At 45.0% G+C, this 12,275-nt stretch carries 10 protein-coding genes; 7 read left to right on the top strand and 3 right to left on the bottom strand.

The features are described 5' to 3' along the window. Positions 1–129 precede the first annotated feature (129 nt). Positions 130–915 (bottom strand): MerR family DNA-binding transcriptional regulator, encoded by a 786-nt coding sequence (locus tag FRX57_RS03715; protein WP_146566829.1) that lies wholly within the window; start codon positions 913–915, stop codon positions 130–132. 91 nt (positions 916–1,006) lie between these two features. On the opposite strand from FRX57_RS03715, the gene FRX57_RS03710 reads away from it, so the two are divergent. Continuing rightward, positions 1,007–2,935, top strand: coding sequence for a heavy metal translocating P-type ATPase (locus FRX57_RS03710; RefSeq protein WP_146566827.1), 1,929 nt, complete (start codon positions 1,007–1,009; stop codon positions 2,933–2,935). A 66-nt stretch (positions 2,936–3,001) separates the two neighbouring features. Here FRX57_RS03710 and FRX57_RS03705 read toward each other — a convergent pair whose 3' ends face one another. Next, entirely contained in the window at positions 3,002–3,634 is a 633-nt protein-coding gene (locus FRX57_RS03705) for a DUF3862 domain-containing protein (protein ID WP_146566825.1), read from the bottom strand. Between the two features lie 237 nt (positions 3,635–3,871). On the opposite strand from FRX57_RS03705, the gene purB reads away from it, so the two are divergent. The 6 genes from purB (at position 3,872) to deoD (ending at position 10,035) form a co-directional block, all read left to right on the top strand. Then, positions 3,872–5,164: an adenylosuccinate lyase gene (purB, locus tag FRX57_RS03700; protein ID WP_146566823.1), complete on the top strand. Its 1,293-nt coding sequence runs from the start codon at positions 3,872–3,874 to the stop codon at positions 5,162–5,164. 191 nt (positions 5,165–5,355) lie between these two features. Further along, positions 5,356–6,033 (top strand): ribose-5-phosphate isomerase RpiA, encoded by a 678-nt coding sequence (rpiA, locus tag FRX57_RS03695; protein WP_146566821.1) that lies wholly within the window; start codon positions 5,356–5,358, stop codon positions 6,031–6,033. A gap of 12 nt (positions 6,034–6,045) precedes the next feature. After that, complete coding sequence (locus tag FRX57_RS03690) at positions 6,046–7,257, top strand: phosphopentomutase (RefSeq protein WP_146566819.1); 1,212 nt, start codon at positions 6,046–6,048, stop codon at positions 7,255–7,257. A 23-nt stretch (positions 7,258–7,280) separates the two neighbouring features. Then, positions 7,281–8,090, top strand: a complete 810-nt coding sequence (locus tag FRX57_RS03685) for a purine-nucleoside phosphorylase (protein ID WP_146566817.1) — start codon at positions 7,281–7,283, stop codon at positions 8,088–8,090. Positions 8,091–8,093: 3 nt separating this feature from the next. Then, entirely contained in the window at positions 8,094–9,314 is a 1,221-nt protein-coding gene (locus tag FRX57_RS03680) for a chloride channel protein (RefSeq protein ID WP_146566815.1), read from the top strand. Positions 9,315–9,324: 10 nt separating this feature from the next. Next, positions 9,325–10,035 carry a purine-nucleoside phosphorylase gene (deoD, locus tag FRX57_RS03675; RefSeq protein WP_146566813.1) on the top strand — a complete coding sequence of 237 codons (711 nt, stop codon included), beginning with the start codon at positions 9,325–9,327 and terminating at the stop codon, positions 10,033–10,035. 41 nt (positions 10,036–10,076) lie between these two features. On the opposite strand, the gene FRX57_RS03670 is transcribed toward deoD, so the two are convergent. Continuing rightward, a complete protein-coding gene (locus FRX57_RS03670) occupies positions 10,077–12,275 on the bottom strand; it encodes an LTA synthase family protein (RefSeq protein WP_186600829.1) in 2,199 nt (732 codons plus the stop codon).

Genomic DNA, 12,275 nt, shown 5'->3' with positions numbered 1-12,275 from the left:
TAGTTATTGTTTGTATAAATCCAATAGTTGTTAACTTGTTAGCAATTTGATGTAAAAATCATTTAGTGAATAAAAATAAAGCCTATCGACTCTAGATAGGCCTTATTTTGTATAAATAGCGTTTGGAGCTTAATCATTGATAAGGTAACGCAATTCCAGATGGGGTTGGCTGAGATGGTAGGGATTTTCAAAGGTTTCGAGAATCAGGAAGTCAATAATCTCTTTTTCAGCCTGTAAGGTCTGCAGTTTGTCAGCAATGTCATCTTGATGGATGTGTTCAGCATGGATATGCTGTTGGTTGAGACAGATAAAGGGCAAATCGGTCCTATCCAAGCATTCCTTGACCTTGAGGGCCATGTATTGCTTAAAGTTTTCTTCTTGATAGGCATAATAGCAGCCGATTCGATTGTCATAGTCAAGCTGGACATCATCTAATTCAAGGAGGCAGTGACGGACCTGATTGTAGTAGTCGCTTGACAGCATTTGGCCCTTAAAGGGAAAAAGGGCGTAACACTCATTGGTTTCGTCTAGGTGAAACTGTTGACGGTGGTCGATTTGTTGGGAAAGTAGGAGTTGTTGTTGGAGCTTGTGGAGGTAATCTTTGTCCTTTCGGACTTGTTTTTCGGTTGCTAAAATTTTGGCTTGAGCTTCTTGGATGATTTTGACCATGTCAATTTGATCGTCAGCCAGCATGTAGTTGGTAAAATCTTTTAAGGGAAGGCCATAGTCAGCACACATTTTAATTAAGGAAACGTAAGGGATATGGGAGTGGGAATAGTAGCGGTAGCCATTGTCTGGATTGACCTGGCTGGGCTTTAGAATACCAATTTGTTCATAGTAGCGAAGTGCCTTGGTATGGATACCAGATAGTTTGCTCAACTGACCAATGGTTAAAAAATGTTGAAAATTTGTCATAAAGCTCTTGACCTTCCTGTGACAGTATAGTTTATACTGTCATTATAACAAAATAAAAAAGCTTTTCCAAGGCTTGAAAAAAGGAGATTTTATGAGTAAAGGGAAACACAATCATCAACAAAAACATAATCATAGTCATAATCACAGCAAGGTTAAGTTGTCACCGGCAGTTCTATTTTTTGTCGGGATTGGAATTTTTATTTTAGGCCTCTTGCTGCCTGTTAGCGACTCCGTTAAGGCGATTTTTTCAACGCTAGCCATGCTAGTATCAGGTTACCATGTCATGTGGGAAGGGGTAGAAGACACCATCAAGAAAACCAAAGAGAAGGGCTCTTTTACGCCAAATACCCATATCTTGATGACCTTGGCAGCCATTGGAGCGGTCTTGCTAGGTGAGGCGACCGAATCGGCCCTCTTGATTTTTATCTTTGCGGGCGCTCACTTCCTAGAAGAATATGTAGAAGGGCGTAGCCAGCGTGAAATTACAAAACTCTTGCAGTTGAATCCGACAGAAGCTCGCCGCTTGTCAGCTGATGGTAGCGTAGAAGTGGTTCCGGTGGATCAATTGGCCATTGGTGACCGTGTTCAAGTGCTAAACGGTGGTCAGGTGCCGACGGATGGAGTCATTGTTGAGGGAACAACCAGCATTGACGAATCCACCATCAATGGGGAGTCCATTCCACGAGAAAAAACTGTGGGTGACAATGTCTTTGGTTCGACCATTAATGGGAACGGCACTTTCGTCATGGAAGTTACCAAGGATAGTTCTGATACGGTCTTTTCTCGCATCTTGCAACTGGTTGAGGCTTCCCAAAGCAATCTTTCGCCCACAGCCAGTCGTATTCGTGCTTTTGAGCCAGTTTACGTCAATATTGTTCTACTTGTCTTTGTTATCCTAATGTTTGCTGGTCCGCTCCTATTTGGCTGGACCTTGGCCAAGACCTTTTCAATCGGTTTAACCTTCATGGTATCAGCCTCACCATGTGCCTTGGCAGTATCAGCAGTCCCTGCAACTTTGGCTGGTATCTCTAATTTAGCCCGTCAAGGGGTCTTGTTCAAGGGCGGGGCTTTCTTGTCAAACTTGAGCGACTTGAAAGCTATTGCCTTTGATAAGACCGGAACCTTGACAGAAGGTAAGCCAAAGGTGGTTGACTATCAGTTTGAGACAGATGTGGTGACAGAAGCAGAGCTCAAGGCTATCCTCGTTGGTATGGAAAAACAATCTAACCATCCGCTAGCCACAGCCATTGTCAATTATTTCTCTGCTGAATTAACCATGGAAGCACCAAATTTGGAGGTAGAAAACCGTCTGGGTGAAGGCTTGGTTGCCAACTATCAAGGTCGTACTTACCGTATTGCCAAACCAAGTTCTTTTGACAAGATTTCTGAAACATGGTTACAGGTCAAATCAGACGAAGAAAGCCAAGGTCGTACTGTGGTGATGGTTGGTCTGAACGATGATGTGATTGGTTTCATCGCCATCCAAGATGTGCCACAAACTAGTGCCAAAACGGCTATTGATTACTTCAATCAGGCTGGTGTGAGAACGGTAATGATTACCGGTGACGCTAAATTAACCGGCGAAGCCATCGGTCGTCAACTAGGCATTTCTGAAATCGCAGCCAACGTCATGCCAGAACAAAAGGCAGACATTATCCAAAAACAACAGGCTAAATATGGTTTGACAGCCATGCTTGGTGATGGGGTCAATGATGCGCCTGCCCTTGTGACTGCTGATATTGGTGTCGCTATGGGGGATGGAACAGATGTTGCCATTGAAACCGCTGATGTTGTTTTGATGAAGAATGACCTCTTGAAATTAGTTGGGGCCCATAAGGTGTCTAAACGTTTGAAAAATGTTATTTTACAAAATATCGTCTTTTCAATGCTAGTCGTTTTCCTTTTGATTGGTTTGACCTTCTTTGGAAATCTGTCAGTGGTTGCCAGCGTGACCTTGCATGAAGGCTCAACCCTCTTGGTTCTCTTGAACAGTCTGCGCCTTTTGCTGAATAAAAAATAAATTGTGGTTGTAGCCCAGCTAAAAAATCTCCTGCTAACAAGCAGGAGATTTTTGACGGCTTATGGTTTAATCAGTCATGTTTGTTTCTGTTTTTTGCGCGAGTTGATCGTCGGTAAAGACCAGAAAGGCATTAGCTGTCACGTCTTTGCCTTTGACATTTGAAAACCAGGTTGCTCCGACACTTTTGGTCCCCATAATCTTTGATTCCGTGTAGACATCAGGCTCTCCCCAAACAGCAAGAACATCACTGTAGCTAGTGCCTTCAGCCAATTCGTTAAAATTAGTGAGGGAAAGATTTCGGTCACGATTGAAAAGGAAGCCGCTGATGGCCTTATTAACGGTCTTGCCTTGGTTAATCGCTAGGGTAATGGTCGTGTCACCGTCCACCCAGGTCAATTCTTCTGTGCTGAGGCCGTTAAGCTCGGAAGTGGTTGTTGATGTTGGTTCTCCCAGTAAGGCCTTGACCTCTTCTAAAGTACTCCCTCCTTCGCCAGCCTGGGAGCTATCACCGACTAAAATGGTATCAAACTGTTGGCGTAGCTGTGTGTTAACGACAGGTGTTTGACTAGATGAGCTACTAGTTGACTCAGTTGTTATGGGTTCCACAGTTGGTGTTTGACTGGTGGAGTTGGACTTGCTACAAGCAGCAAGCGCTAAGCTTGAGAGGAGGGTAAGGCTGATTAGTGATAGTTTTTTCATGATTCTACATTAGACTTTCTATAAAATGATAATGGTCAGAAAACTGACATTCTAAGCCTAGTATATCATAAAATTTATCTGAGGAAAGCATTTTTCCGTTAACGACATTGAGAATTAACGCATGGTAATAAATTGTTTTGTGGTCTTCATCATCCAGAATAGTCTGTCATTTTCGACATTAGAATTTTTGGGGCAGGTATGGTAAAATAAGGAGACTACAGAAGGAAGGGACAAGAGATGTTAGAGCGTTATACCCGCCCAGAGATGGCGGCCATTTGGAGTGAGGAAAACAAATATAAGGCTTGGTTAGAAGTAGAACTTTTGGCAGCTGAAGCCTGGGCAGAGTTGGGTGATATTCCCAAGGAAGAGGTGGCCTTGCTACGACAAAAAGCCAGCTTTGATGTGGCCAGAATTTTAGAAATCGAAGAGGAAACTCGCCATGATGTCGTGGCTTTTACCCGAGCGGTGTCAGAAAGTTTGGGCGAGGAGAGCAAGTGGATTCACTATGGTTTGACCTCAACAGACGTGGTTGATACAGCCTATGGTTATCTCTATAAGCAGGCCAATGATATTATTCGTCAAGACCTGGCTAGATTTATCGAGATTATTGCCCAGAAGGCGCGTGAGCATAAGTTGACCATCATGATGGGACGGACTCATGGTGTTCATGCAGAACCAACGACCTTTGGTTTGAAATTGGCGACTTGGTACAGTGAAATGAAGCGTCAGCAAGAACGATTTGAACGTGCCGCAGCTGGGGTTGAAGCAGGTAAAATTTCGGGTGCGGTGGGCAATTTTGCCAATCTGCCAACTTTTGTCGAGGAATATGTTTGTGGTAAATTAGGCATTCGGCCTCAGGAAATTTCCACTCAGGTCCTGCCTCGTGATTTACACGCAGAATATTTTTCTGTTTTGGCGGGTATTGCCACCTCTATTGAACGCATGGCAACGGAAATCCGTGGTTTGCAAAAATCAGAACAACGCGAAGTGGAAGAATTTTTTGCCAAGGGTCAAAAAGGCAGCTCTGCCATGCCCCATAAACGTAATCCCATTGGCTCAGAGAATATGACCGGTCTAGCTCGTGTGGTGCGGGGCCATATGGTGACAGCCTATGAAAATGTCGTCTTATGGCATGAACGTGACATTTCTCACTCCTCAGCCGAGCGAATTATTACACCAGACACGACCATCTTGATTAACTACATGCTCAATCGCTTTGGGAATATCGTGAAAAATTTAACGGTCTTTCCAGAAAATATGGCTCGTAACATGGCGTCAACCTTTGGTTTGATTTATAGCCAGCGTGTCATGCTAACCTTGATTGACAAGGGGATGACTCGTGAAGAGGCCTATGATTTAGTTCAGCCAAAGACAGCCTATGCCTGGGATAATCAGGTGGCTTTCAAGCCCCTTCTGGAGGCAGATGAGACCGTTAGTCGCCTGCTTTCTCAGGCTGAGTTGGATGAGCTCTTTGACCCAAGCTATTACACCAAACGAGTAGATGATATTTTCAAGCGTTTGGGCCTCTAATTCAGTGAAGAGTAGCAAGGACAATTTTCTTATTTGGTAAAATCGAGACACTTGTCTTGAAAATAGCAGTCTAGCGGTGAGACAGGTCACATCTTTTGTCTCGGCTAGGCTCTTCTTTTTATCTTAAGATTAGATATTTATGCTTTAACATGGTATAATATGTAAGGATAATAAAGAAAGGACAGGACATAATGGAAGCGCTTAAAAAAATAGCGGGCATCAAGGCCGCTGAGTATGTGAGCGATGGCATGATTGTCGGACTAGGAACAGGTTCAACAGCCTACTATTTCGTTGAGGAATTAGGCCGCCGCGTTCAGGAAGAAGGCCTATCTATCGTTGGGGTAACAACCTCTAGTCGAACCAGTGAGCAGGCAAAACGTTTGGGAATTCCCCTCAAGTCGATTGATCAAGTGGATTTTGTCGATGTAACGGTTGATGGTGCCGACGAGGTTGACAGAAACTTTAATGGGATCAAGGGTGGGGGAGCAGCCCTCTTGATGGAAAAAATCGTTGCCACCCCGACCAAGGATTACATCTGGGTGGTTGATGAGAGTAAGTTGGTAGAGACCTTGGGAGCCTTTAAACTACCTGTGGAAGTGGTTCAATATGGAGCTGAGCAGCTCTTCCGTCGTTTTGAACGGGCTGGTTACAAGCCAAGTTTCCGTCAAGGCGAGGCTGGTCGCTATGTAACCGATATGCAGAATTTTATCATTGACTTAGACTTGGGGCAGATTCCAGATCCTGTCGCCCTAGGTGACCAACTGGATCGCACTGTTGGTGTGGTTGAGCATGGTTTGTTTAATGGTATGGTTAACCGAGTGATTGTCGCAGGTCAAGATGGCCTAAGGATTTTAGAAGCAAAACATTAAAAAGGAGTTTTTATGACAAGATTTAATCGGATTCATTTGGTGGTCTTGGATTCAGTGGGAATTGGAGCAGCCCCAGATGCGGACAAGTTTTTCAATGCGGGCACCCCAGATACTGAGTCAGATACGCTAGGACATATTTCTGAGGTAGCAGGTTTGACAGTTCCTAACCTGGCTAAGATTGGTTTGGGGAATATTCCACGTGACCAGGCCTTGGCAACGGTCCCAACTGAGGAAAATCCAAGTGGTTATGTGACCAAGTTGGAAGAAGTTTCCTTGGGCAAGGATACCATGACTGGCCACTGGGAAATCATGGGGCTGAATATTACCGAGCCTTTTGACACCTTTTGGGATGGTTTTCCAGAAGATATTTTGTTGAAAATTGAAGAATTTTCAGGCCGTAAGATTATTCGTGAGGCCAATAAACCTTATTCTGGAACGGCTGTTATTGATGATTTTGGTCCTCGTCAGATGGAAACGGGTGAGCTGATTGTTTATACGTCAGCAGACCCCGTGCTACAAATTGCTGCTCATGAAGAGGTTATTCCTTTGGAGGAGTTATACCGTATTTGTGAATATGCCCGTTCGATTACCTTGGAACGGCCGACCCTTTTGGGCCGTATTATTGCCCGCCCTTATGTTGGAAGTCCAGGCAATTTCACTCGTACAGCCAATCGTCATGACTACGCTGTTTCCCCATTTGAGCCAACGGTATTGAATAAGTTGGCTGACGCAGGTGTGCCAACTTATTCAGTTGGTAAAATTAGTGATATTTTCAACGCTTCTGGCATTACTAATGATATGGGCCACACCAAGTCCAATAGCCATGGCGTGGATGTCTTGATTGAAACCATGAATTTGCCAGATTTTGACAAAGGCTTCTCATTTACCAACTTGGTTGACTTTGATGCCGTTTATGGTCACCGTCGTGATGTGGAAGGCTACCGTGACTGTATTCAGGAATTTGACGCTCGCCTGCCAGAGTTGATGGCTAATATGCAGGAAAATGATTTGCTACTGATCACGGCTGACCATGGTAACGACCCAACTTATGCAGGAACAGACCATACGCGTGAATATGTGCCACTCTTGGCTTACAGCCCATCATTTAAGGGGAATGGTGTCTTGCCGGTAGGCCATTTTGCTGATATTTCAGCCACTGTGGCAGACAACTTTGGTGTTGACACTGCCATGATTGGGGAAAGTTTCTTGGATCACTTGCTTTAATCAAATCACAAAAGGAGAAAATGATGTCATTACTAAGAAAAATTAAGGAAACTGCTGATTTTTTAAAAGCTAAGGGCATGGATGCCCCAGAATTTGGCTTGATTTTAGGGTCTGGCTTGGGCGAATTGGCTGACGAGGTGGAAAATGCCATTGTCATGGACTATGCTGACATTCCGAACTGGGGTCAATCAACGGTTGTTGGCCATGCAGGGAAGCTAGTTTATGGTGACTTGGCGGGACGTAAGGTCTTAGCCCTTCAAGGGCGTTTCCACTTCTATGAAGGCAATCCCATGGAAGTGGTAACCTTCCCTGTCCGTGTCATGAAAGCACTTGGTTGTACAGGTGTTTTGGTGACCAATGCGGCTGGTGGGATTGGCTATGGTCCAGGGACCCTGATGGCCATTAGTGACCATATCAACATGACCGGGCAAAATCCTCTCATTGGGGAAAATCTTGATGAGTTTGGGCCACGCTTCCCAGATATGTCAGATGCCTATACTGCCCAATATCGTCAAGTTGCCCACCGTGTGGCGGAAGACTTGGGAATTAAGCTGGATACAGGGGTTTATTTGGGTGTGACTGGACCTTGCTATGAAACCCCAGCAGAAATCTTGGCTTATAAGGGCATGGGAGCCCATGCAGTTGGCATGTCAACCGTGCCAGAAGTTATCGTAGCCGCTCATTCTGGTTTGAAAGTCTTGGGAATTTCTGCCATTACCAATTTTGCGGCCGGTTTCCAATCTGAATTGAACCATGAAGAAGTGGTTGAAGTCACTCAACAAATCAAGGGAGATTTCAAACGCTTGCTCAAGGCAATTTTGGCGGAGCTGTAGGCTTTGACGACAAAAACTTATGGCTGGCGGCTCTTAGGGATAACGCTTGTTAGTGGGGTCTTGACAGGCTTGGTAGCCATTGGTCTGCATGATTTGCTGAAACTTATTCAAGAGTTGGTTTATGGCTATACCGACGGGCAATTTCTCATTTTAGCTAAGCAAATTTCTCCCTTGCGGCGGGCTCTTGTGCTGATTTTAGCAGGGCCTTTGGTGGCTGTTTGTTGGTATTTCCTGCAAAAGAAAGCCCCTTTACTGAGCATTAAGGGACAAATTGCTGGTCTATCTAGGGGGACTTATCCTCGTTTTTGGCAACATCTTGGCCATGGTTTGACCCAGATTTTAGCTGTGGGGATGGGAGTGCCTGTCGGCAAGGAAGTAGCTCCACGGGAATTGGCGGCCCTACTTGCGGGTAAGCTATCGCGAGCCCGCTTGTCAAGGCGTGATCAAGAAGTATTACTAGCAGCAGCAGCGGCGGCAGGCTTGTCGGCAGTTTACCAAACGCCTATTGCCAGTATGTTTTTTCTCTTTGAGGGGATGAAGGCTCCCAAAAACTGGCGAAGTCTGAGTCTAGGGCTTATCATGATTACAACGGCGACTTGGGTTGCCAATCTTGGCATTGCAGCCAAGCCCACCTATCAAGTGACTCAACTGGATTGGGCCAAGGAGACTTGGGTAATAGCGGTCTTATTAGGGCTCTTGCTCCCTCCTCTAGCCCTTTGGTTTAAGCAAGGGGTCCAGCGAGTTCAAGCTAGTCGTGTCAAGGATGGCAAGATTTTTCTCTGGTTGACGACTAGTATGGTCCTAGTGGCCCTCTTGGCATTGGGGCTACCTGAGATTTTAGGCAATGGTCGTGATGCAGTCCAAGCAGCCTTTCTTGGCCTTTCCTGGTCCTATGCCTTAGCCTTGCTGGTGATAAAAACCTTGGTTGTCTTATTGGCCTTAAAGAGTGGAGCTTATGGGGGAACCTTGACGCCAGGTTTTGCTTTAGGGGCTCTCTTGGGTTTACTTTTGGCGACTGGTCTAGTGGGATTTTTGCCCGATTTATCCCTGCCTATGGCTAGCGTGATTGGGGCGGGTACCTTTTTGTCAGTGTCTATGGGAACGCCTTTAACTGCTATTTTTCTGACCATGACCTTTACCGGTCAATCTTACTTGTCGCTCCTGCCTTTGGCTCTTTCCGTCGGGCTAGCGACGCTTGTTACAGCTATTATGACAAAAAATTAAGGAGATAATCATGTCAATTCATATTGGTGCCCAGATGGGCGAGATTGCAGATAAAATTTTGTTGCCGGGCGATCCCTTGCGAGCAAAATTTATTGCAGAAAATTTTTTAGAAAACCCTGTTTGCTTTAATGAAATTCGTGGAATGCTAGGCTATACGGGAACCTATAAAGGTCACCGTGTTAGCGTGATGGGGACGGGTATGGGAATGCCGTCTATTTCCATCTATGCTAATGAGTTAATCACGTCTTATGGTGTGAAAAAGTTAATTCGTGTGGGAACAGCAGGGTCTCTCAACAAGGATGTTCACGTGCGTGAGTTGGTCTTGGCTCAGGCGGCGGCAACCACGTCAGCGATTATTCGCAATGACTGGCCAGAATATGATTTTCCACAAATTGCTGATTTTGACTTGTTGGATAAGGCCTACCATATTGCTAAGGATTTAGGCATGACCACCCATGTGGGCAGCGTCTTGTCAGCTGACTTGTTCTATTCTGATCTAGGTGAGAAAAATCTCAAGCTAGGAACCATGGGTGTTAAGGCGGTGGAAATGGAAGCGGCAGCTCTCTATTATCTTGGTGCTAAACATAATGTTCAAACGCTAGCCTTGATGACCATTTCAGATAATCTTTTGGATCCATCAGAAGATACAACCGCAGAGGAGCGTCAAACAACCTTTACAGATATGATGACGGTTGGTTTGGAAACGCTGATTGCAGAATAAGTAGATCAAAAAACTGGATAGCCCTCTGGCTGTCCAGTTTTTTATTGTGGAGTGTTTGTCGTGTCACTGCTGGTTTCAGTCTGTGACAGTTCTTGGTCTTGGCTAGGGTCAGCATTATCAGTGGTTACAGCTTGACTTGAGGCTGCTGCCGCTGCGCTAGAGGCAGAAGCTTCAAGGTCACGGTAGCTGGGTGCTTGGTAGAGTGATTGGGTAGTTTTATTACCATTTTGACTGTAAAGACTGGTTGACTTACTGCCTAGCCCCTTCTCAATTTTTTTCAAGTCCTCTAGAGATTTGATATAGGAAATCTTGGAAGAATCTAAGGGGTCAAGTCCGCTATCTTGATAGAATCTGAGGAGGTCTCCAGTCTGGATATCATCACTAATGGCCAATTGTTTCTTGGCTGCTTCTTTGATCAGATTGACAGCGGTAACAGTTGATTCATCAGGATTGGTAATTTCCTCTCCGGTATCGGTCTTATAGAGCTTGCCAGCATAGCTGGTGTAGTCCGGTGTAATGACATTACCTGAAGTTCGGAAAGCCACGATTTGTTGATTATCTGGTGACAATAGGTCTTGGCCGAGTTGGATGTATTTGCTAGAGTCAATGCCGAGAACGTGTAGGAGGGTTGGCAGAGCATCAACTTCACCACCGAAAGTAGTGCTGACAAATCCTTTATCCATGCCAGGAATGTGAATCATGTAAGGCACACGTTGTAGCATGGCATTGTCATAGTTGGTCCAGGTTTCTGAATTTTTATCCAACAGCTGAGCCAAATCAGGATTACGCGAATTGGAAATCCCGTAGTGGTCCCCGTACATGACAATAATGGAGTTTTCGTAAAGGCCACTAGCCTTGAGATAATTAAAGAAGGCTTCCAGGGCTGAATCAAGATAATTAGCAGTGGCAAAGTAGCCGTTGATGGTTTCATCTTCTGTTTTGGCCAAAGGGAAGCCCTTGTCATCACCAGTTAGATTTTGGTAAGGGTAGTGGTTGGATACAGTGATAAACTTGGTGTAGAAGGGTTGTTGTAGGCGTTCCAAGTATTTGATGGAATCAGCAAACATGACTTTGTCATTTAACCCATACTGGAAGGAATTGGTCTTAGTCGGTTTTGACATGTAGGATTGGTCAAAGAAATAATTGTAACCTAGTTGCTTGTAAACATTGTTGCGGTTCCAGAAGGTTCCATTATTGCCGTGGAAAACAGCACTGGTGTAACCACCGACCTGGGAGAGGATAAGCGGCGCAGCCTGTTGGGTGTTGTCGCCACCATATTGAACAAAGAATGAGCCTTGATTGAGGCCGAACAGAGAGGTTTCCATCAGCGTCTCTGAATCGGAAGTTTTACCGGCCTTAACTTGGTGGAAGAAATTGGCGAAAGAAAAGGTTTGATTTGAATTATAAAGGGAATTGATAAAGGGGGTGACTTCGTATTCCTTATCATCCACCTTGAGTTTGTAGTTTATCAGAAATTGCTGGAAACTCTCCAGATGAATCATGATAACATTCTTCCCTTTAGCAATGCCGTAGTAATCAGGATTGGGCTGGGCATAGTGCTGGGCAACATAGTCCTTGACGGTATTGATTTCTTCTGGCTTAGCTTCTGAGCGTACCTTTTGTGTTTGGTAGGTTTGATTGCCGTCATAGCCGATAAAAGCAGGTAGGCCTAGAGCTCTGACCACATAGGTATTTGAAAAGCCACGAGAGAGCAATTCGGGACGGTCAATCTCAGCTAGGAAGAGATTGATAGAAAAGAGTAAAAAGGACAAAGAAGTCACAGCGATACTTGCCTGCTTGGGGAAGGGGCGGGGGTCTTTCGTAATGAGTTTTTTTCTAAAGAGATAGGTCAGTATGATCGCATCTAGGAGATAAACAATATCCCAAGGGCGTAATAGATTGATCGCGGAGCTCCCGAGACCAGCAGAAACCTTGGAGCTTGCCATAGCTGTGGTAATGGTGATAAAATCGGAAAATTCTCTAAAATAGATGGCGTTGGCAACCAAGATAAGGTTGAGTACCAAATAGAGAAAAATTTCAAGTACATAGAAGACCCGAGTTCTCTTGGTATAGAGGGCTAAGCCGAGAAAAAGAAGGCTGACGGGAATTGGGTTGATTAGGGTTAGTAAGAGTTGGTAGGGGGTTTCCAAGCCCAAACTAAAATCGACATGGTAGGCCCACATGCTTTTGAGCCAGTAAAAGCCTAAGAGTGTTAGAGTAAAACCTAGGCGGGTACTCAT

The organism is Streptococcus cuniculipharyngis (assembly GCF_007859195.1).
Lineage (GTDB): Bacteria > Bacillota > Bacilli > Lactobacillales > Streptococcaceae > Streptococcus > Streptococcus cuniculipharyngis.
The sequence above is the reverse complement of the archived record's forward strand: the minus strand, read 5'-3'. Positions and strand labels throughout refer to the sequence as shown.

Excerpts from the sequence above, each read along its gene's own strand:
- FRX57_RS03670 (WP_186600829.1), bottom strand. The coding sequence starts at position 12,275 with ATGAGTACCCGCCTAGGTTTTACTCTAACACTCTTAGGCTTTTACTGG.
- FRX57_RS03710 (WP_146566827.1), top strand. The coding sequence starts at position 1,007 with ATGAGTAAAGGGAAACACAATCATCAACAAAAACATAATCATAGTCAT.
- FRX57_RS03705 (WP_146566825.1), bottom strand. The coding sequence starts at position 3,634 with ATGAAAAAACTATCACTAATCAGCCTTACCCTCCTCTCAAGCTTAGCG.
- rpiA (WP_146566821.1), top strand. The coding sequence starts at position 5,356 with ATGGAAGCGCTTAAAAAAATAGCGGGCATCAAGGCCGCTGAGTATGTG.
- FRX57_RS03685 (WP_146566817.1), top strand. The coding sequence starts at position 7,281 with ATGTCATTACTAAGAAAAATTAAGGAAACTGCTGATTTTTTAAAAGCT.
- deoD (WP_146566813.1), top strand. The coding sequence starts at position 9,325 with ATGTCAATTCATATTGGTGCCCAGATGGGCGAGATTGCAGATAAAATT.
- purB (WP_146566823.1), top strand. The coding sequence starts at position 3,872 with ATGTTAGAGCGTTATACCCGCCCAGAGATGGCGGCCATTTGGAGTGAG.
- FRX57_RS03690 (WP_146566819.1), top strand. The coding sequence starts at position 6,046 with ATGACAAGATTTAATCGGATTCATTTGGTGGTCTTGGATTCAGTGGGA.
- FRX57_RS03715 (WP_146566829.1), bottom strand. The coding sequence starts at position 915 with ATGACAAATTTTCAACATTTTTTAACCATTGGTCAGTTGAGCAAACTA.